Below are 19,873 nucleotides of genomic sequence, written 5' to 3' on the forward strand. Positions count from 1 at the left end.
TACGGTGTTGTGTGGCGTTTTTTCTATTTTTCTAATTATTAATTTTTTCATACAGCCAAATCATCAGTTCTAATTTTTTTAGAATCGTTCTCTTTTTGTTGCAATAATGCAAATCCAAAAGTTAGAACTCCAACTCGTCCAATAAACATTAAAATAATAATCAATATTTTCCCAACGTTAGTTAAATCTCCTGTAATTCCAGTACTTAATCCAACTGTTCCTAAAGCGGATGCTACTTCAAATAATATGCTGTCAAAAGAAAAGTTTTCAAAGTAAGAAAGTAAAAATGAAAACAAGAAAATTAAACTCGTGTAAAGCATAAAAGTTGATGTGGCAACGTATATTCTTTCAAATGGAATAAGTCTGTTTAAAAATGTGATTTTTTTCTGACCAAACAATCGACTTTTTAATATCGATAGCATTGCCGTCAATGTCGTTATTTTCATTCCTCCTGCTGTTCCTGAAGGCGAAGCTCCAATATACATAAGAAAGGTTATAAGCAATAATATTGGCAAGGATAATTGACCGATAGGTATTGTGTTAAACCCAACTGTTGTCATAGCTGACATTGCTTGGAAGAAAGAGGTCATAAGTGAACTATTCGAACCGAGAATAGAGGATGATTCTGTTGTGTAAATGAGTAAAGTTCCTAAAAAAAGTAAAAACAAAAACCCATAGATAATGATTTTAGTTGTGAACGAAATTTCTTTTGATTTACCCCTAATTCGATACCACAAATCTGTAATTACAATAAAACCCAAAGAACCAGAAATTGCCAATACAGAAATAATTGTGTTTATAAAAGTATTGTCTTGATAGCTTTCGAAACCATCATTAAACAATCCAAAACCAGCTGTACAAAACGATGAAATACTATGAAAAATTGAAAACCAAATTGCTTTTAAACTCCCCATTCCAGAATTGGTAAAGGCAAAGTAGAAAAGTATAGCTCCAATAGTTTCCATTATTAGGGTAAAAACAATAACGCTTTTGATAAAATCTTTTATCTGAATTGTATTAGGTAATGTAAATTCCGTTCCTATTAATTTACTATGCCAATGTGTTATTTTTTTGGTAGTAAACAATAAATAGTATGTCGTTAGCGTCATATATCCAATTCCGCCAATTTGTATTAAAGCCATAATAACAAATTGACCGAAAAAATTATAGGAATCGAAAACGCTTATTGTCACAAGTCCAGTAGTTGAAATAGCAGAAGTTGAAATAAATAAATTATCTAAAAAAGAAATGTCGGTTTTGTGAAATAAAGGAATAGACAGTAAAATAAATCCAATTAGCGTATACAAAAAGAATCCCCAAACTAAATTCATTTGAGGTGATTTACTAATTTGGAATTTTCGGTACCAATTAGATATTTTCTTGTATGTTTTATTTTCCATTCTTTGTATTTCGGTTTTTTTTAATGACACACAATTCGTTATACAGTAACTTTTATTACTCATATCCCGAAAATAGAGCAAAATATAGTAGCTTTTTATATTCTAGCAACGAAGTTAAGTGTATTTCGTCAAAAATCTATACGAAAAGTTACATACTGGTTTTCTCAGATAAAAGCCAAGTTGCAATCCTCTAATGCATATAGGTTACGGAAAACCATGATAGCTAACTCATAGGAACTGAAACTGTTTAAAAGGGGTAATTCTCTTTTTCAATTACTTATCTATAGACCCTAAAACGCGTTTCATAAAGTTGTTAACGGCATCTTTTTTAGTGGCTCCATCTTTGATCATTTTATTGACTTCAATGGCTCCATACATATTAGAGATTAATTCTCCAATCACGTCGAGCTCTTCATCTTTTAAAGACGGTACTTCGGTTAAGGCCTCAAGTGTTTCTATAGTTTCAATGATGTAATCTTCGTCATTGTCTTCTATGAATTGTGTTAGGTGTTTTATTACGGGTAGTTTCATTGCTGATGGTGTTTTGTATTATTAAGAGGTTTCGACTGCGCTCAACCTGACAAATAGGTTTCGACTGAGTTTAACCTGTTATAGAGGTTTTGATTTACGATGTAAGCTATCTTCGCTCAACATGTATTTTGATCTCGCTAATGCTCAACCGGACCAATAGGTTTCGACTGCGCTCAACCTGACAGATAGGTTTCGACTGTGCTCAACCTAAAAATGGTGTGTTACACAGCGTCGTCCACCAATTCTTTTAAAACATCGAACTTATTAGTTTGTACTTGACTTTTAAATTCACCGTTTTTGAATGTTGCAAAAGTTGGTAAATTATCTACCGTTGCTAATTTTCTACTTTCAGGAAATTTTTCAGCATCAGCGATCACAAAGGTTGCTCCTTCGTGCTCTGTTGCTAATTTCTTAAACTTAGGTTTCATTATTCTACAATTTCCACACCACGTCGCTGAATATTGTACGATCACTGTATCATTACTATTGATAATCTCTTGAAGATTATCTTGTTCTAATTCTTGTATCATGATTTTTGTTTTATACGTCATTGCGAACAACGTGAAGCAATCTCTATTTTAATAAACAGATTGCCACGCTTTGCTCGCAATGACATAAATTTTAAATTTTTAGATTAATGAGATGCTAAATAAGCAGCAGTCCCTTTTGCATTGGCTTGCATTGCTTCTTTACCTTCTTCCCAGTTTGCAGGACAAACTTCACCTTTTTCTTGTACGTGCGTTAACGCATCGATAATTCTTAAGTATTCGTTAACGTTTCTACCTAAAGGCATGTTGTTAACGCTTTCGTGTTGAATGGTTCCTTCTTCGTCAATGATGTACGTAGCTCTGTATGTTACGTTATCACCTTCAACAGTTACTAAACCAGTTTCTTCATCAAATTGTTCGTTGAAAATATCTAAGATCCCTAATGCTGACGCTAGGTTACGATTAGAATCTGCTAAAATTGGGTATGTTACGCCTTCAATTCCACCATTATCTTTAGATGTGCTTAACCAAGCAAAGTGTACTTCAGCTGTGTCACAAGATGCACCAATTACAAGGGTGTTTCTTTTTTCGAATTCACCTAAAGCGGCTTGAAATGCGTGTAATTCTGTTGGACAAACAAAAGTGAAATCTTTTGGGTACCAGAATAATACTACTTTTTTATTGTTATTACGTGCTTCTTCTAGAACGTTCACTTTAAAAGTGTCGCCCATATCATTCATTGCGTTTACGTCTAAATCTGGAAATTGTCTTCCTACTAATGCCATGTTTTTATAGTTTTAAATTGATTATTAATTTTCTACTACAAAGATACTTTTCATTAGGGAATTAATACGTTAAGCAAATTTTAATTTTTTATAAAGCAATAGCTTTTAGCTATACTAAGTTTTATTTTGAATAATTAAAAACTATTTCGCTTTTAGCATCTTAATTTTAAGATTTAAGGCTGCAAATAATAAGGTTGTAAATGGACTTAAGTAGTTAAAAATAGCATAGCCAATATATTCGCCCACACCGACACCTAGAACGCCACTTTGGTAAGCTCCACAAGTGTTCCAAGGAATTAGGACAGAGGTTACGGTACCAGAATCTTCGAGTGTACGACTTAAGTTTTCTGGAGCTAAGCCCTTATCTTCATAGGCTTGTTTAAACATTTTTCCAGGAATAACAATCGCTAAATACTGATCTGAAGCAATAAGATTTAAGCCTAAACAACTTAGCACGGTACTGGCAAATAATCCGAATATAGATGTGGCTATAGACAGTAAGGCTTTTGTGATTCTAGAAAGTGCTCCGATACCATCCATGATGCCACCAAAAATCATGGCACATATAATTAAATAGATGGTCCAAAGCATGCCGTTCATTCCACCAGATGAGAACAGATCGTTTAATTTAGGATTATCTGTAACGATAGCCGTATCGGTAAGAATTGAATTTGTAATAGCCGTAAATTTCGATTCAGACAGCCCTTCTAAAATATTACCTTGAAACACGAACGCAAAGATGATCGCTAAGATAATTCCGGACGCTAATGCTAATAAAGGTTTTGTTTTTAATAAGATTAAGGTCACTACACCAACAGGCACTAAAAACAACCATGGTGAGATATTAAAAGTATGATCTATAGACGCGAGAAGGTTGCTGATATCCGCACTTCCGGTTGTATCTATATTGAAACTAATAATACCGAAAACAATAAGAGTGATAATGATTGTAGGTACGGTTGTAATGGCCATGTATTTGATGTGCGTAAACAAGTCCGTCCCTGCCATAGCAGGTGCTAAATTAGTGGTATCACTTAAAGGTGACATTTTATCTCCAAAATACGCTCCAGATATCACGGCTCCGGCAATCATACCTGGATTAATACCTAAAGCGGTTCCAATACCCACTAAAGCAATACCAACGGTTGCAGAGGTAGTCCAAGAACTCCCTGTAGCAATAGAGATGACAGCGGCAATGATAACGGAAGCGGGTAAAAATATTTCTGGGCTTAAAACTTGTAAACCGTAATAGACCATAGCAGGGATGACACCACTAACGAGCCATGTACCCGCTAAGGCTCCGACTAAGAATAAAATCATGATGGGCACAAACACACTTCTCAGGTTTTCCCAAATCTCTTTTAGCATAACACTGAGGCTCACTTTATTAAAAAAGCCCACAATTGCAGCAACCGCTCCACCTAAAACTAAAATAATTTGATTGGTATACGCGCCAAGCCATTCTTGATCTTCAACGAGAAAGATATTATAGGCTAACATGGCCATTAGAATCACAACAGGTATAAGTGCTTCAAAAAAACTAAGTTCTTTATTGTCTATAATTACTTGATCTTCTGTTTTAATCTCACTTAGGTTGTCGTTTTCTTGCATTTTCGTTCAGTTTAGTGTCGTAATGTTACGATTTTGTTAAGCCATTTGCAAATGGAATACGAATCCTAGATTAGGACACCAAAAAAAGGTTAGACGCTTACTGTTGTATAAGCATCTAACCTTTAATAAAGTACATATGATTTTAACTTAGAGAATGTTTAATTCTTTCATACAGGCTTTCATGGTTTTGTAAGTACGTTCAATATCGGCATCCAATCCGATAGAGAAGCGAATTAAGCCATCGCTTAAGCCCATGGCTTCTTGTTCGTCTTCCGGAATTTCAGAAGAGGTAGAGCTACCAGGAGCGCTGAATAAAGTTTTGTAGAATCCTAAACTCACTGCTAAATAACCTAAGTTGCGTTCTTGCATCATTTCCATTAAGGCATTGGCTTTATCTAAAGACCCTACATCAATGGTCATCATACCACCAAAACCGTATTTTTCATTCATCATCGATTTGAATAACTCATGCGATGGGTGAGAGGCTAATCCTGGATATACCGTTTTTAAACCATCGTTTTCAAACTGTTCTGCTAAATAGGTGGCGTTATGACTGTGTTGCATCATTCTAATATGCAAGGTTCTTAGATTCTTTAATACCGACGCAGAACGTAGACTATCCATTGTCGATCCTAATAACATGGCCGCTCCGCTGTTGACGTTTCGTAAATCGTTAATTAACTCGTGTGTACCACAAACGACTCCACCAACCGTATCAGACGAGCCATTGATGAATTTGGTTAAACTATGTACTACAATATCAGCACCCAAATTAATAGGTGAAATGGATAAGGGTGAAAAGGTATTATCTACCACCAATTTCAGATTGTGTTTTTTAGCGATGGCAGCCAAGCCTTTAATGTCTGCAACCTCTAATAGTGGATTACTAACCGATTCGCAGTATAATATTTTTGTTGTTGGAGTAATTGCCGCTTCAACCGTATCTAACTTCGTAATGTCCACAAAGGTTGTAGAGATCCCTAAACGTGGAGTAAAGTTTTTTAAGAAGGCATAAGTCCCGCCGTAGATGGTTCTGCTACTCACTACATGGTCACCAGCATCACAAAGTTGTAATATTACCGGAGTAATAGCTCCCATACCAGAAGCGGTAACTGTAGCCGTTTCTGTACCTTCCATAGCCGCTAAGGCTTCCCCTAAATATAAATTAGATGGAGAAGAGTGACGTGAGTATAAATAACAACCATCGGCATTACCTTCAAAAGTATCGAACATGGTTTTTGCTGATAAAAAGGTGTATGTAGATGAATCTGAAATAGATGGGTTAACCCCACCGAATTCTCCAAAGTATTGTAAGTCTTGTATATTGTTTGCAGGTTTAAAAGTCATGAGTTTATTTTTAGTGTTTGTTAATGGTCACATGCAATTCGCTATTTACCATCTCTTTTAAGGCGATAAGATTTCGAATATGCTCGTGTTATAATAATTTTATTTAGTGTTTATGTATTCCAAATTTCGACATATTTAGATGATTAATCAATAGCGACTCTGATTTATGGTTTAATTATCTACAAATTTCATTTTTAATGGGTTTATTATCGCTAAATTTGGGTATTCTATAATTATTTCCGAAAAAATAAACGTATGACCTTTGATGCTATTGACAGAGAACTTCTTAAATTACTACAAAATGATAGTAAGCAAACCAACAAAGCCTTATCTCTTCAATTAAATTTATCGGTCACTGCCGTTTATGAACGCATTAAAAAACTCGAAAAAAGCGGTATTGTAAAGCAGTATGTGGCTTTGGTGGATAAGAGTAAAGTTAAGAAAGACTTTGTCGCGTTTTGTCACATAAAGTTAGTCCAACATTCTCAAGATTATGTCGTGAAATTTGAGCGTGAAGTGAATCAGCTACATGAGGTTTTAGAGTGTTACCATTTGAGTGGTGATTATGACTACTTGCTAAAAGTACTTGTTAAAGACATGAAAGCCTTTAGAGAATTTATGGTCGAGAAACTCACCAAAATTGATCATATAGGCAGTACACACAGTATGTTTATGATTAATGAAGTAAAGCATACCACGGCCATTACACTTTAACATGGGAAGAACGCTTTAGGTTAAAAATGTGTCCTCATTTTGTGTCTTTAACAATGAATTCAGAGCGGTAAAAGTGCTGATAATATGTTGGTTATGGTGTTTGTGTTTCATTTAATTAAAGGCTAGGATATTGTAATTCGATAAATTTCATAATTTTACACTATGAGATACACTGAAATTAAGGATTTATACAAGTTTATATTTAAATCCTACGACAAGCCGTTTCTAAAAGAGCACATCGAGAAGTTTATAGAACTCGATGAATACTTACCTTACAGCTCTACTTTTTTTTGCGTCACTAATACGCAAGATTTAACTTTTGAATATATAAGTAAAAACTTTACAACATGTTTAGGTCTAGATGCTAATGAGTTAAAGGCATTAGGTATGCGTTATTTCTGGAGTAGAATTCACCCAGACGATATTGATGCTTGGTTAAGCGCACTCAATAGCTTGATGACGTTTACACTTGAAGAAATTCCGGAAGACAAACGAAAAGATGCTAATTACACATGGAATTTTAGACTTAAAAATAGTGATGATGTTTACATGAATATTGTTCAGAATACCACTCCTTTAGTTTTTGATTCTGAAGGCAAGCCTATTATTGGTTTAGCTCATTACACGGTTTTAGATCCAAATATAAAAATGGAAATAACCGCAACAGCTAAATTGTTAAATACCAACAAGGAGTACGAAACGCTGTTTTTTAATAACTTCTCTCAAAAATTATTGAATGATGGTATTAGTCATCGAGAGCGCGATGTGATTCGCTTACTTGTGTTAAATCAATCTAGTAAAGAAATTTCAAAGAAGTTAAATATAAGTTCTCATACGGTAAATACACACCGAAGAAATATATTGAAAAAGCTTAATATTTCATCAACAGGAGAGCTTGTAGGGATGTTAAAAATGAATCAACATTGGTTGTAAAATTAATAAATACTTAAATTGAGTATTGCCGCGTAATATATTTATATGCAATTTTGTAGAGCTATAAATCAAGGGTAAAATAAGTCCATTCTTAAGATTATTGTCATTAATCGAAAGTTTGGACTATTTTGTTTTCTTCAAGCCTTAGTTTATACCGCTATATCCACATTGATTCTGCCACTTTAGTGTCGATTATTTTGTCTCAGTTTTAAGAAATTTCTGAACTTCTATCTTAAAAACTATTTGATAAGCAACCTTTCTTAATATTTTTACGTCTTTATAGATATAAGCTATAATGCAATCATCAATCAGTTTTAAAATCAATTACCATGAGTAAAATAACATTACTATTTCTTTGTACCATATTATTACTATTAACATCTTGCGCCAGTGTTGAAAAACACAATATGCAAGTCACCAAATTACATTCCGTTGAAGACTTACATGAAGATATAGATAAGGTTTATGACCAATTGCAGCGTCATCATCCGCATTTGTATCAGTTCACCTCTAAAGACGTACTCGATTTTAAGTTCGATAGTTTAAAGAGTGCCATCGACGAGCCTATGGATAGTAGAACATTTTATAAGCAACTCGCTGCGGTTACTAAATATGTAGGTCAAGGCCATATGTCACTATCTCCACCAAGCATTAAGTTTACTAAAAAAGAGCGTCAAGCCTTAAATAAAACTAAATTTGATATCAATAATTTGAATTTTGAATACTTAGATGAAAAGCTCATTATTGTTAACGCTAGAGGTAATGACTCTGTTTATAATAATGCAGAAGTTCTAAAAATTGAAGACGAAACCCCTCAGGATTTAATCAATAATTATAAAAAAATTATAGCTTCTGATGGTTACAACACCACCTTCTATAATAGATATACTGGGACTCGTTTTATGTCGTTATATTCAAAAGATAAAGGTCGTTTTGATAGTCTTACTTTTACCTTAAGAAATATGGATTCTACATTTGTAAAAATGTATAAACGTGTCTTAATAAAAGATACTACCACGCTTAAGCAAGACGCTATCAAATCAGATTCATTAACGAACATAAATAAGCGAACTTCGAGGCTGACTAAAGCCGAACGCAAAGCGAAAAAATTAGAAAGTAAAGCCAAAAGAAAGAACAATCAAAAATACGGCTATGACTATGTTAAAGATGAATATGCGCGTAACTTAGATTTTGTAGGTAAGGATAGTGCTTCAGCCTTATTAAAAATTAGAGGATTTTCATATGGAAACTATGAAGATTTTTATGATGAGACTTTTAAAACCCTAGACTCTCTAAAAACAGAAACATTAATTATTGATTTGCGAAATAACTTTGGTGGAAGTTTAGATCAAATTACTTATTTGTATTCATACCTCACCGATGAAAATTTTAACATGATTAATCCGAGTGAAGTCAATTCAAGGACTCCGTTTCTAAAAAGTATGATTAGTAATTCACCTAACATGATTAAAGGTGCTTTTGTTTTAGTGTCTCCAATAATTGCGACATTAGAAGTTCTTAAAACAGAAAAAAAAGAGGGTGTTCTATATTACAAGCTTAAGTCCTCTAAAGAGAAAGAGGCAAAACCATTAAATTTTAAAGGTAAAATTTATGTCCTAATTAATGGGAATTCGTTTTCTGCCTCAGCTGTTTTATCAGCAAAACTGCATGGAAAAAAACGCGCAATTTTTGTAGGTGAAGAAACAGGTGGTGCTTACAATGGAACAGTTGCAGGGATGTATAAATATTATAATTTACCCAATACCAAAATGCAAATTAGAATACCCCTAGTATATATTGGCCCTAACAATCAAACTGAGATAGACGGTTATGGTGTAAAACCAGATGTTGAAATACTTCCAACGTATGAAGATCGTTTACATAACGTTGATCCAGAATTAGAGTGGGTTTTAAAGGATTTAGAACAAAATAAATAAATATAGCGGTCTTTAATAATGACTTTTAAAATTCGTAAATCAGTAATCAAAATTGTACTTTTGCAGGCATTATATTTAATCAGATAAACACTATTCTTTATGAAATCATACGATGTAGCAATAATTGGTTCTGGACCTGGAGGTTATGTAGCGGCAATCCGTTGCGCACAATTAGGCATGAAAACAGCTATTATTGAAAAATATTCAACGCTTGGTGGTACGTGCTTAAACGTAGGTTGTATTCCAAGTAAAGCCTTATTAAGTTCTTCGCATCATTACGAAGAAGCGACTAAACATTTTGAAGAACACGGTATTGAAATCCCTGGAGACATCAAAGTGAATTTAGAAAAGATGATTGGTCGTAAACAAGCTGTTGTAGATCAAACTACAGGTGGTATTGATTTCTTAATGAAGAAAAATAATATCGATGTTTTTGAAGGTCTTGGGTCTTTTAAAGATGCCACTCATATTACAATAGAAGGTAAAGATGCACAAGAGATTGAAGCAAAGAAAATTATTATTGCTACAGGATCTAAACCATCAACATTACCGTTTATTACTTTAGATAAAGAACGTGTTATCACATCTACTGAAGCTTTAAAATTGAAAGAGATTCCAAAACATCTTATTATCATTGGTGGTGGAGTTATTGGTTTAGAGTTAGGACAAGTGTATCGTCGTTTAGGTGCTGAGGTTACTGTCATTGAATATATGGACAGAATCTTACCAACGATGGATGCAGGCTTATCTAAAGAATTGAATAAAGTCTTTAAGAAAGCCAAATGTAAAATGATGTTGTCTCATAAAGTGCAGTCTGTAGAGCGCCATGGAGATGAAGTGATTGTGAAGGCAGAAAATAAGAAAGGCGAAGTTGTAGAATTTAAAGGAGATTATTGTTTAGTATCTGTGGGTCGTAAGCCATATACCGCTGGTTTAAATCTTGATGCAGCAGGAGTGGCAATGAATGATAGAGGACAGGTTGAGGTTAATGACCACTTACAAACTAGCGTCGACAACATCTATGCTATTGGTGATGTTATTAAAGGAGCGATGCTAGCACACAAAGCGGAAGAAGAAGGTGTTTTTGTTGCTGAAACATTAGCAGGGCAAAAACCACATATTGATTATAACTTAATTCCAGGAGTGGTTTACACATGGCCAGAAGTGGCTGCTGTTGGTAAAACAGAAGAAGAATTAAAAGCAGCTAATGTTGAGTATAAAGTGGGTCAGTTTCCATTTAGAGCATTAGGTCGTGCTAGAGCAAGTGGAGATCTTGATGGCTTTGTAAAAATCTTAGCAGATAAAACTACAGATGAGGTTTTAGGAGTTCATATGATTGGTGCACGTTGTGCCGATTTAATTGCAGAAGCTGTAGTCGCTATGGAATTTAGAGCGTCCGCCGAAGATATTTCACGGATGTCTCATGCACACCCAACATTTGCAGAAGCCGTAAAAGAAGCCGCTTTAGCAGCAACAGAAGATAGAGCATTACACGTTTAGACTATATAATATGATAATAGAACCAAAAACTAGAGGGTTTATATGTTTAACATCACATCCAGTTGGCTGTGAGCAAAATGTATTAAGTCAGATAGACTATATTAAATCAAACCCAACAACTAATGGCCCAAAAAAGGTCTTAGTTATTGGAGCATCAACAGGCTTTGGCTTAGCATCTAGAATTACTAGTGCTTATGGCTCTAACGCCTCAACAATTGGTGTGTTTTTTGAAAAGCCACCTACAGAAGGCCGTCCGGCGTCACCAGGTTGGTACAACAGTGCCGCTTTTGAAACCCAAGCGCATAAAGATGGCTTGTATGCTAAGAGTATCAATGGAGATGCATTTTCAAACGAAATTAAAGCACAAACTTTAAAATTAATTCAAGACGACTTAGGGAAGATTGATATGGTTATTTACAGTTTGGCGTCGCCAGTAAGAACACATCCAGATACAGGAGAGCGTTTTAAATCTGTTTTGAAACCGATTGGAGAAACATTTACAAATAACACCGTAGATTTTCATACAGGAGTCGTAAAAGAAATTTCAATAGAGCCTTGTTCAGGTGATGATATTGATAATACGATTGCCGTAATGGGAGGTGAAGATTGGAAAATGTGGATTGACCTCTTAAAATCTGCAGATGTATTATCTGAAGATTTTAAAACGGTTGCGTACTCTTATATCGGCCCTTCATTAACAGAAGCGGTTTATAGAAAAGGAACGATTGGTCGTGCAAAAGATCATTTAGAGGCTACTGCTTTTGAGATTACAGATTCTTTAAAAGATATCAACGGAAAAGGTTATGTTTCTGTAAACAAAGCTTTAGTAACGCAGGCGAGTTCTGCAATTCCGGTAATTCCGTTATACATTTCATTATTGTATAAAGTGATGAAAGAAGAGGGGATTCATGAAGGTTGTATAGAGCAAATTGAACGTTTATTTAATGAGCGTTTATATGCTGAAGATTTACAATTGGATGCCGAAGGGCGAATTCGTATTGACGATTGGGAAATGCGAGATGATATTCAAGCAAAAGTATTAGAGCTTTGGAAAGAAGCGACGACTGAAACGTTACCAAACATTGGTGATTTAGACGGTTATAAAACAGATTTCTTCAACCTATTTGGCTTTAATGTTGATGGTGTTGATTACGATAAGGATGTTAATGAAATGGTTGCTATTCCTGGATTGCAATCGTAAAACAATTTTATTTTTAAAAGCGAACTCATGGAGTTCGCTTTTTTGTTTTAATTAAGTTTTAATGAAAAAAGAATTCTTTTATTTTTTATTTGTGATTTTTATGACCTGTTCACCTAGGTTAAAAAGTAAAATAGATAAAAATTTCCCTCCACTTTCTAAGGATGAATTAGTGGTTGTTTTAGTTATACACGATACTCAATTAATTACAGGTGATGTTATTGGTGTTATACAGGCTAAAGACGGTGGCTTAGCAGTGAATTGCACATATTATGAGAATGTTCTCAGTCTTAAGAAAATGGCAAGAGAAGCCGGTGCTAATCTTATAAAAATAACGGAATATAAAACTCCAGATAAATGGAGTACATGCCATAGATTACGAGCCACAATTTATAAGGTTGCCGATCCAAAGATTTATGAAACTGAGATTGAATGGAGTGAAAATAGAAAATTAACTTGGGATGATTTTAAAGGTGAGCCAGATGTAATTAATAATCCAAATACCTTAGCCTTAACGAACTCTGGTTTTGGATACGAGTCGGGTATTAATTACTTAAAAGAGGGGCAAATTTTTGTTCAAAGCGTATTTAATACCAATGAAAGTTGGGTGGCTTTAAATGGACGAAATGATTATGTGTTAAGACATGAGCAAATTCACTTCGATATTACCGAAATATATACAAGAAAACTTAGAAAAGAGTTAATAGATGCCAAGGTAACTAGTGAGAATCTTGTGCGAGCTAAAGCCATTTTTGATAAAGTTTTTAATGAATTGAACGAACGTCAAAACCGATATGACGATGAAACCAAATATGGTGATAAAAAAGAAACTCAGGAACATTGGGAAGCCATTGTAGAAATTGAACTCGCCAAATATGATTTATATAAGAAACAAGTATTATAATTCGTGTAGTAAATCCTCAATTCGCATACGGTTCTTATAATCGTGTTCATTAATATCGCGCACAAAGCAATAGGCACTGATATCCCCATTTTTTACTTTTTCGGCTAAGACTTCAACTTTAAAAGGTCCAAATTCTTCTGATTTTTCGATGTAATAGAATTCGTGATCATAAATTATAGTACTGACCTTCTTTTTATATTTGTCTTTTAGGAAGGCTTGGATATCTTCGACTGAATTTATATCGTCATCATAGTTGGTCGCGTTAATGTACATAGCAAATTCTTCTTTGCTCTGGTTGTTTAGCACCAAAATATCATCATCTTTAAAAAACGCTTTTACAGTAATCATTCCATCTTCGGTTTCAATAGAAAAGATATTCTGAATAGTAATGTTCCATGAGGTTTTAATCACATGATCTTTCCTGGAAATTTCCAGAATATTATCTGCTTTAAATGTATAAATCGATTTCTTTTTAGAAATGCCATTTATTAAAACCCATTGTTTATTTATAAAATGAGAATCGTGATGAACCTCATAGTTAAATGGTTTTAAATTAGGAATAGTATTATGTAGGTAATCATTCATTTAATGAGGTTTCAATACAAAGGTCGTTGCTTTGTAACGTTGCGATTTGGGCGTTTATTTCTTAAAGTTAAAAATTTTCTAGATGTTTTAAAACTTCTTTCTTATAACTTCGACTAATGGAAAGCGCTTTCCGATTAACTGTAACATGTTCATTTGTAAATGACTGTATGTGTTCTAACGCCACAATATAAGATCTGTGAATTCTTAAAAAACGTGTTTTTGGTAATTTCGCCTCAATGGCGGTAATCGTTTCTCTGGTGACTATAACACTGTCTGAAAGATAAATTTTAATATAATCGCTATAACTTTCAATATAGAGAAGGTCGTCAAAGTTTATTTTTTGCATTCTTCGGTCAGAACGTACAAATATAAAATCATTGTTATCTAACGCGTTCGTAGTTGTTTCTTCAGAACTCGAAAAGACTTCAAAATACCGGTTTACAGACTGTAGTAAACGCGGAAAAGCAATAGGTTTTAGTAGGTAATCGACAGCTTGTAGATCAAAACCTTCCACAGCATAATCTCTATAGGCTGTGGTAAAAATAATCTTAATGTCTTTGTTTATGGATTTTGCAAAAGCGATTCCTGATATCTCTGGCATGTTAATATCTAAAAAGACTAAGTCCACTGTATTATTGCTCATAAAGTTAAAAGCTTCGATGGCATTTTTGCATTGTGCAGCAACCTCAATAGTATCAATCTTAGATAAATGAGAAGCTATGATGTCTCTAGCTATAGATTCATCGTCAACGATAATACAAGAGATGCTTTTAGACATTGATTAATGATAGTTTTAGTTGTACTTCGAAAAAATGGTTATTCTCTATAATATTTATATCATACTGATTTTTATAGAGTAGTTCTAGTCGTTTCTTTATGTTGTCTAATCCTATACCAGGTTGAATTGTACCTGTTTTAGAATGCGAATTTTTAATACTAAAATGGATACTGTTGTTTTTACATTTAAATGCAATGTTAATAGTCAGTTTGCCATCTTTAATCTTGCCATGCTTAAAGCTATTCTCTACAAAAGGTAAAAATAACATTGGGGCAATTTTCATATTCTCAGAGCAACTTTTATCACTTAAATTAACTTCTAGAGTATCATTAAAACGCAGTTGTTCTAAACTTATATAATCTTTAATATGGTTAATCTCATCCGTTAAAGGCACAAAGGGCTTATCAACTTGGTATAGCAAATAATCTAAAAGATTAGATAGTTTTAGAATCATTTCTGGCGTTTCATCAGCTTTCTTTAACGCAAAACCATACATGGTGTTTAGGGTATTGAATAAAAAGTGCGGATGAATCTGCATTTTTAAATATTTTAATTCTTGCTCTTTTAATTTTAGTTGTGTTTCGAGGATTTTGGTTTCGAGTTTGATATTGGTTTTAGATTGTTGAAGATTAAATTTTAACAACTTAAATGCACTAACTATAATGACGACTAAGTAAATACATATCATTATAAATATGGCACTTCGACTTATTGTATTGATATCAATTTCTAGGCTTGACAGGAAAAATAAGCCCAAAAACATTGAAAAGGCTATAGCGCATATGGAAATGATCAACGTATAAATACAATAAAGACCAAATAACCAATACCGTTTGACAATTAAATAATTAGGAATAAGATTATATATTGAAATATAAGTTGTGCCAATGGTTACAGGCATTAAAAATAATGAGAAGTAAAATATATTACTGTTAATTGTATTGTCTACACCAATAAGGTATGCGAAAAATAATAGTACTGTGCACCAGAATAATATATGTAATAATGATTGGGTTAATTGTTTGATAATGTGCGTTTTTTTATTAAAAAGGTCTTTCTCTATTACAATATTAGATTATTTTTTTTTCTGATTAAGGTTTTGTAGACAAATGACCAATTTAATACCGGATTTGACAATTCAGTTAAATCCAATCCTAAAACGGTATTTTGTCGCATTGTATTTCTATCAATGAATTCTTGATGTAAATTTGAATGAATTTAACTTTAAAAACAAAATCATGACTTTATCATTTGCACCTAAACACCTTTTCATTGGAAGAATATTTACAGACGGAGGACCTGTAATGTACATAATTCTAATTTGTTTTCTATTGTCTTTATTTTTTATAGCAAGAGCATTTATTAATAAGCATGACCAACAGACATCTAAAAAAATGATTGGCTTAGCTGTGGATTCAAGCTTATTATCACTAGTTATAGGTTGTCTAGGTTCATTATTAGGCGTTATTGGACTATTTGATATGGTAGAAGCTTTAGGCGAGACGCGACCAGATCTTTTTTCAGCAGGTTTAAAAGTCGCCTTACTTACCGTAACATTTGGCCTGTTTGCTTTTATCATAGGCAGATTAGGTATTTTAATTTTCAAATGGACATTGAAATCTGAAGAAGAAGCCTAATGCGTATTAAAATGAAAAAATATAAAATAATAATAGTCCTAATAGTTTTGTGTCTTTATGCTAAAAGCAACGCACAGCACAAGCAAAATGATAGTAAAGAAATTATAATTGGTGAACTTGATAGTTTGTATTCTGAAGTATTAAAAGAGCAAAGAGAAATTTGGGTGCAAGTCCCAGAAGGTACGGATAGCTCAAAAAAATATCCAGTAATTTATGTGCTAGATGCATCAAAGAATTTTTATTCTATCACTGCGATGCTTAAGCAATTAATACCATGGACGATTCCCAATTCAATTATTGTAGGCATAACGAATACCGATAGAACAAGGGATTTTACACCAACCAATGTTCCATTTCAGCGTGGACATGAATCAAAAACTTCTGGAGGGGCTCGTAATTTCTTAAAGTTTGTAGAACAAGAATTACAACCTTTTATAAATAATAAATACCCAGCAGAGAATAATAACACAATCATTGGTCATTCCACAGGTGGCTTATTTGTACTCTACACTTTTTTGAATTATGATAGTGTTTTTGATAACTATTTAGCAATAGATCCGAGCCTTTGGTGGGATAATGAATATTTGGTCAAAGAAGCTGAAGAAAAAATCAATACGAAAAACCTGAAAGAGAAATCATTATATATCGCAGTCGCTAATAGTCTTGGTAAAGCTATGGATACAGTAAAGGTAAGAAGAGATAAAACTGAGTCTACTGAAGGAATTAGAGCTAATTTAAAGTTTCATGATGTATTGGTTAAACATAATAACAAACTTAATTTTACATGGGAGTATTTTAAAAGCGAAGATCACGGAAGTGTTGTTATACCAGCTCAATACAATGGGTTGCGATCTATATATTCTTGGTTTCCATTTCCTGAAATGTGGAGATTTAATACCCCAAAAAGCTATTCAATAAAACAATTAACAGAACCCTATTATGTGCATTATAAAAAATTGAGTATGCGCATGAAACGTGACGTTAAGCCCAATTGGCAATTGCTAAATGATGTTGGTTTCTTTATGCTTCAAGGTCATAATCTACCCAAAAAAGCCTTGGCATTTCTTGAAATGAATCTCGATTTCTATCCAAATGACTCAAACAGTTATGTTGCGTTAGGGGATTATTATGTAGCTCAAAAAGACAAAATTTTAGCTATTGAATATTATAAAAAAGCTATTGAGATAGATGGTAATGAGGATGCAAAAGCCAAACTTCTGAAATTAGGGGAGTAGAAGGTCGTATCTTCATAGAGCGATGTAATAGAACAACTTCTTGAAACACAATCAAATATTATTTTAAAAGCGAACTTTATAAAGTTCGCTTTTTTATTATCTAGAGTTTTATTTCTGTAATTTTGTAAAAATAGATTATGGAAGAACTAACGCTCACAACACCAGCACTTTTATTCTCGGCAATATCATTAATCATGTTAGCCTATACAAATCGGTTTTTAGCCTATGCTGCTATCATCCGAAATCTTAGCGATAAGTATTTAAAGGATCAAGACGCTTCCGTTCTCAGACAAATTAAGAATTTAAAATTAAGAATACAGTTAACTCGGTATATGCAGATTGCAGGGATTACGAGTTTATTATTTTGTGTTTTAACGATGTTCTTAATTTATATACATTATCCTATTGTAGCAGTTTGGGCATTTGGTTTAGGATTAGTACTTCTTATTTTATCCTTATTGTTTTTAATATGGGAAATCCAAATATCAGCAAAATCTTTACAACATCATTTAGGAGATATTGAAAATCATGTTAAAAAATAAATAGTTTAATTTTTTTGTGACCTCTTTAAATATTGAGTGTCTTAATATTAATAACCAATTTAATACCGACTAAAAAATCCCTTGACAAAAGACGCTATTCATAGTCTAACCGATGAAGCGCTCGTAGAAGCTATCGTAAAAACTAACGACACTTTGTTGTTCGAAGTGCTGTACGATAGATTTGCGAACATGGTCTATAATAAATGTTATGGATTTGCGAATGGAGCTGATGAAGCCAAGGATTTAACTCAAGATGTGTTTTTAAGAGTTTATGTCAAATTAGGTAGTTTTAAAGGGAAGTCTAAATTTTCGACATGGTTGTATGCTTTTACGTATAATCATTGTGTGAATTATGTCACTAGAAATACTGCCAAAAAGTTTGAGAAAAAAACTATTAGTACTGAAAATATTGATATTGAGAATATAGGTGAAGATGTTGATTCTACTCTAGAGTTTGAAAGCATGAGAGTAGAGCAGTTGAAGCACGTTATGGAACTCATCTCACCAGATGATAAAATGATGTTATTATTAAAGTATCAAGATAATTTATCAATTAAAGAATTGGCTGACGTTTTAGATATTGGAGAAAGCGCAGTTAAAATGCGATTAAAAAGAGCGAAAGATAAACTTGTACATAAGTACACAAATTATACGAAAGATGGAGAATCCATTTAAGCAATTAGATAAACCTTTACAGGAGGTCCCGCTGGAACTGAAAGAGAAAGTTATGCATGATATTGCTATAGCAAAACTCTTTATGGAATTGGCAGAATTGTTTTCGTATAATATTGGTCATATTATAGACAGTGTAACAAGTAGACGAAAAAACGATAATAAGTAGAAAATCTTAGTGTAATAGTATTAGTATGGAAAAAGTAACAGAATTTAAAGATATTGCTATGCAATCGTTAACTACTATGTGGTTAGAGATTACTAAAGTATTTCCTAATATAATTGGGGCAGTAATTGTGTTAATTATTGGTTGGATTATAACGAAGCTTGTTATTAAGCTTATTAAGAAGGTTTTAAAATTAGCAAAGGCCAATAAGTTAGATGATAAGTTAAATGAAATTGAGATTATTGAAGGTAAAAAACTCAATTTTGATACTGTTAAGATTGTTTCTAGTTCTGTAAAATGGTTGATGTATATCATTTTATTAATTACAGCATCAGATATTATGGGATTAGAGATTATTTCTAATCAGATTAGTGCCTTGTTGTCTTATTTACCACAATTATTTGCAGCGCTAATTATATTTGTAATTGGTTTAATCTTTGCCAATTTTGTTAAGAATGGTTTGAAAAAATTATTCGAATCAATGGATTTGTCAGGTGGTAAGATGATTAGCCAAGTGGTGTTTTTCTTATTACTGACATTTATATCTATTACAGCTTTAAATCAAGCTGGTATTAACACGGATATAATTACCAACAATATTAATATGATAATCGCAGGCTTCTTGTTAGCCTTTTCCATCGCTTTTGGTTTGGGAGCAAGAGAAGTTGTCGCTAAATTATTAAATACATTTTATGCGCGTAAGACCTTTGAGGTTGGGCAGAAAATTATCTTTAATGATAAGATTTATGAAATAGAAGCTGTAAAAAGTATCTCTGTCATATTAAAAAATTCAGAAGGTAAACTTATTGTTCCTATAAAAGATATTACAGAAAATCAAGTTCAAATGCAGGATTAACTATAAGGTTAGGATTATAGATTTTATGCTTGCATAAAATACGATCCTGCATGT

General features: G+C 33.1%; 21 protein-coding genes. 12 read left to right on the top strand and 9 right to left on the bottom strand.

Features of this window, described 5'->3' with window-relative positions:
* Positions 1-47: 47 nt before the first annotated feature.
* The 6 genes from BLT80_RS09810 to BLT80_RS09835 form a co-directional block, all read right to left on the bottom strand.
* The gene (locus tag BLT80_RS09810; protein WP_092467448.1) at positions 48-1,400 is read right to left on the bottom strand and encodes a TrkH family potassium uptake protein; all 1,353 of its coding nucleotides are present in this window, start codon (positions 1,398-1,400) and stop codon (positions 48-50) included.
* A gap of 273 nt (positions 1,401-1,673) precedes the next feature.
* A complete protein-coding gene (locus tag BLT80_RS09815; protein ID WP_020897037.1) occupies positions 1,674-1,931 on the bottom strand; it encodes a DUF6952 family protein in 258 nt (85 codons plus the stop codon).
* Between the two features lie 221 nt (positions 1,932-2,152).
* Positions 2,153-2,461, bottom strand: coding sequence for a thioredoxin family protein (locus tag BLT80_RS09820; RefSeq protein WP_020897038.1), 309 nt, complete (start codon positions 2,459-2,461; stop codon positions 2,153-2,155).
* Between the two features lie 104 nt (positions 2,462-2,565).
* Positions 2,566-3,204 (bottom strand): peroxiredoxin, encoded by a 639-nt coding sequence (locus tag BLT80_RS09825; protein WP_092467449.1) that lies wholly within the window; start codon positions 3,202-3,204, stop codon positions 2,566-2,568.
* A gap of 141 nt (positions 3,205-3,345) precedes the next feature.
* The gene (gene nhaC, locus BLT80_RS09830) at positions 3,346-4,815 is read right to left on the bottom strand and encodes a Na+/H+ antiporter NhaC (protein WP_092467450.1); all 1,470 of its coding nucleotides are present in this window, start codon (positions 4,813-4,815) and stop codon (positions 3,346-3,348) included.
* Positions 4,816-4,962: 147 nt separating this feature from the next.
* A complete protein-coding gene (locus BLT80_RS09835; protein WP_092467451.1) occupies positions 4,963-6,162 on the bottom strand; it encodes an aminotransferase class I/II-fold pyridoxal phosphate-dependent enzyme in 1,200 nt (399 codons plus the stop codon).
* Positions 6,163-6,417: 255 nt separating this feature from the next.
* Between BLT80_RS09835 and BLT80_RS09840 the strand changes: the two genes are divergently transcribed.
* The 6 genes from BLT80_RS09840 to BLT80_RS09865 all read left to right on the top strand — a co-directional run bounded on the left by BLT80_RS09840 (position 6,418) and on the right by BLT80_RS09865 (position 13,348).
* Entirely contained in the window at positions 6,418-6,876 is a 459-nt protein-coding gene (locus BLT80_RS09840; RefSeq protein ID WP_092467452.1) for an Lrp/AsnC family transcriptional regulator, read from the top strand.
* Between the two features lie 162 nt (positions 6,877-7,038).
* Complete coding sequence (locus BLT80_RS09845) at positions 7,039-7,809, top strand: LuxR C-terminal-related transcriptional regulator (RefSeq protein ID WP_092467453.1); 771 nt, start codon at positions 7,039-7,041, stop codon at positions 7,807-7,809.
* A gap of 329 nt (positions 7,810-8,138) precedes the next feature.
* The gene (locus BLT80_RS09850) at positions 8,139-9,746 is read left to right on the top strand and encodes a S41 family peptidase (protein WP_092467454.1); all 1,608 of its coding nucleotides are present in this window, start codon (positions 8,139-8,141) and stop codon (positions 9,744-9,746) included.
* Positions 9,747-9,845: 99 nt separating this feature from the next.
* The gene (gene lpdA, locus BLT80_RS09855; RefSeq protein WP_092467455.1) at positions 9,846-11,246 is read left to right on the top strand and encodes a dihydrolipoyl dehydrogenase; all 1,401 of its coding nucleotides are present in this window, start codon (positions 9,846-9,848) and stop codon (positions 11,244-11,246) included.
* Between the two features lie 10 nt (positions 11,247-11,256).
* Positions 11,257-12,447 (top strand): enoyl-ACP reductase FabV, encoded by a 1,191-nt coding sequence (fabV, locus tag BLT80_RS09860; protein ID WP_092467456.1) that lies wholly within the window; start codon positions 11,257-11,259, stop codon positions 12,445-12,447.
* A gap of 61 nt (positions 12,448-12,508) precedes the next feature.
* Entirely contained in the window at positions 12,509-13,348 is an 840-nt protein-coding gene (locus tag BLT80_RS09865) for a DUF922 domain-containing protein (protein WP_092467457.1), read from the top strand.
* Here BLT80_RS09865 and BLT80_RS09870 read toward each other — a convergent pair.
* From BLT80_RS09870 to BLT80_RS20280, 3 genes are all read right to left on the bottom strand, one after another.
* Entirely contained in the window at positions 13,343-13,933 is a 591-nt protein-coding gene (locus BLT80_RS09870) for a hypothetical protein (RefSeq protein ID WP_092467458.1), read from the bottom strand. The genes BLT80_RS09865 and BLT80_RS09870 overlap by 6 nt on opposite strands.
* Positions 13,934-14,000: 67 nt before the next feature.
* Positions 14,001-14,711: a LytR/AlgR family response regulator transcription factor gene (locus BLT80_RS09875; RefSeq protein WP_092467459.1), complete on the bottom strand. Its 711-nt coding sequence runs from the start codon at positions 14,709-14,711 to the stop codon at positions 14,001-14,003.
* Complete coding sequence (locus BLT80_RS20280) at positions 14,704-15,612, bottom strand: sensor histidine kinase (protein WP_317041771.1); 909 nt, start codon at positions 15,610-15,612, stop codon at positions 14,704-14,706. Before BLT80_RS20280 ends, BLT80_RS09875 begins: the two co-directional genes overlap by 8 nt.
* A gap of 337 nt (positions 15,613-15,949) precedes the next feature.
* On the opposite strand from BLT80_RS20280, the gene BLT80_RS09885 reads away from it, so the two are divergent.
* The 6 genes from BLT80_RS09885 to BLT80_RS09910 all read left to right on the top strand — a co-directional run bounded on the left by BLT80_RS09885 (position 15,950) and on the right by BLT80_RS09910 (position 19,819).
* On the top strand, positions 15,950-16,348 hold the full coding sequence (locus BLT80_RS09885; RefSeq protein ID WP_092467461.1) for a MotA/TolQ/ExbB proton channel family protein: 399 nt from the start codon (positions 15,950-15,952) through the stop codon (positions 16,346-16,348).
* A gap of 11 nt (positions 16,349-16,359) precedes the next feature.
* Positions 16,360-17,583 carry an alpha/beta hydrolase-fold protein gene (locus tag BLT80_RS09890; protein ID WP_092467974.1) on the top strand — a complete coding sequence of 408 codons (1,224 nt, stop codon included), beginning with the start codon at positions 16,360-16,362 and terminating at the stop codon, positions 17,581-17,583.
* 137 nt (positions 17,584-17,720) lie between these two features.
* Positions 17,721-18,125 (top strand): DUF2721 domain-containing protein, encoded by a 405-nt coding sequence (locus BLT80_RS09895; protein ID WP_092467462.1) that lies wholly within the window; start codon positions 17,721-17,723, stop codon positions 18,123-18,125.
* A gap of 81 nt (positions 18,126-18,206) precedes the next feature.
* Positions 18,207-18,800, top strand: coding sequence for an RNA polymerase sigma factor (locus BLT80_RS09900; protein WP_092467463.1), 594 nt, complete (start codon positions 18,207-18,209; stop codon positions 18,798-18,800).
* On the top strand, positions 18,784-18,966 hold the full coding sequence (locus BLT80_RS09905) for a hypothetical protein (RefSeq protein ID WP_092467464.1): 183 nt from the start codon (positions 18,784-18,786) through the stop codon (positions 18,964-18,966). Before BLT80_RS09900 ends, BLT80_RS09905 begins: the two co-directional genes overlap by 17 nt.
* A gap of 25 nt (positions 18,967-18,991) precedes the next feature.
* Positions 18,992-19,819 carry a mechanosensitive ion channel family protein gene (locus tag BLT80_RS09910; RefSeq protein ID WP_092467466.1) on the top strand — a complete coding sequence of 276 codons (828 nt, stop codon included), beginning with the start codon at positions 18,992-18,994 and terminating at the stop codon, positions 19,817-19,819.
* The last annotated feature ends 54 nt before the right edge of the window (positions 19,820-19,873 follow it).

The sequence above is a fragment of the Winogradskyella thalassocola genome (assembly GCF_900099995.1).
Classification (GTDB): domain Bacteria; phylum Bacteroidota; class Bacteroidia; order Flavobacteriales; family Flavobacteriaceae; genus Winogradskyella; species Winogradskyella thalassocola.

Excerpts from the sequence above, each read along its gene's own strand:
- BLT80_RS09870 (WP_092467458.1), bottom strand. The coding sequence starts at position 13,933 with ATGAATGATTACCTACATAATACTATTCCTAATTTAAAACCATTTAAC.
- BLT80_RS09835 (WP_092467451.1), bottom strand. The coding sequence starts at position 6,162 with ATGACTTTTAAACCTGCAAACAATATACAAGACTTACAATACTTTGGA.
- BLT80_RS09910 (WP_092467466.1), top strand. The coding sequence starts at position 18,992 with ATGGAAAAAGTAACAGAATTTAAAGATATTGCTATGCAATCGTTAACT.
- lpdA (WP_092467455.1), top strand. The coding sequence starts at position 9,846 with ATGAAATCATACGATGTAGCAATAATTGGTTCTGGACCTGGAGGTTAT.
- BLT80_RS09820 (WP_020897038.1), bottom strand. The coding sequence starts at position 2,461 with ATGATACAAGAATTAGAACAAGATAATCTTCAAGAGATTATCAATAGT.
- BLT80_RS09890 (WP_092467974.1), top strand. The coding sequence starts at position 16,360 with ATGAAAAAATATAAAATAATAATAGTCCTAATAGTTTTGTGTCTTTAT.
- BLT80_RS09895 (WP_092467462.1), top strand. The coding sequence starts at position 17,721 with ATGGAAGAACTAACGCTCACAACACCAGCACTTTTATTCTCGGCAATA.
- BLT80_RS09845 (WP_092467453.1), top strand. The coding sequence starts at position 7,039 with ATGAGATACACTGAAATTAAGGATTTATACAAGTTTATATTTAAATCC.
- BLT80_RS09850 (WP_092467454.1), top strand. The coding sequence starts at position 8,139 with ATGAGTAAAATAACATTACTATTTCTTTGTACCATATTATTACTATTA.
- nhaC (WP_092467450.1), bottom strand. The coding sequence starts at position 4,815 with ATGCAAGAAAACGACAACCTAAGTGAGATTAAAACAGAAGATCAAGTA.
- BLT80_RS09810 (WP_092467448.1), bottom strand. The coding sequence starts at position 1,400 with ATGGAAAATAAAACATACAAGAAAATATCTAATTGGTACCGAAAATTC.
- fabV (WP_092467456.1), top strand. The coding sequence starts at position 11,257 with ATGATAATAGAACCAAAAACTAGAGGGTTTATATGTTTAACATCACAT.
- BLT80_RS09815 (WP_020897037.1), bottom strand. The coding sequence starts at position 1,931 with ATGAAACTACCCGTAATAAAACACCTAACACAATTCATAGAAGACAAT.
- BLT80_RS09825 (WP_092467449.1), bottom strand. The coding sequence starts at position 3,204 with ATGGCATTAGTAGGAAGACAATTTCCAGATTTAGACGTAAACGCAATG.
- BLT80_RS20280 (WP_317041771.1), bottom strand. The coding sequence starts at position 15,612 with ATGCCTGTAACCATTGGCACAACTTATATTTCAATATATAATCTTATT.
- BLT80_RS09840 (WP_092467452.1), top strand. The coding sequence starts at position 6,418 with ATGACCTTTGATGCTATTGACAGAGAACTTCTTAAATTACTACAAAAT.
- BLT80_RS09865 (WP_092467457.1), top strand. The coding sequence starts at position 12,509 with ATGAAAAAAGAATTCTTTTATTTTTTATTTGTGATTTTTATGACCTGT.
- BLT80_RS09875 (WP_092467459.1), bottom strand. The coding sequence starts at position 14,711 with ATGTCTAAAAGCATCTCTTGTATTATCGTTGACGATGAATCTATAGCT.
- BLT80_RS09905 (WP_092467464.1), top strand. The coding sequence starts at position 18,784 with ATGGAGAATCCATTTAAGCAATTAGATAAACCTTTACAGGAGGTCCCG.
- BLT80_RS09885 (WP_092467461.1), top strand. The coding sequence starts at position 15,950 with ATGACTTTATCATTTGCACCTAAACACCTTTTCATTGGAAGAATATTT.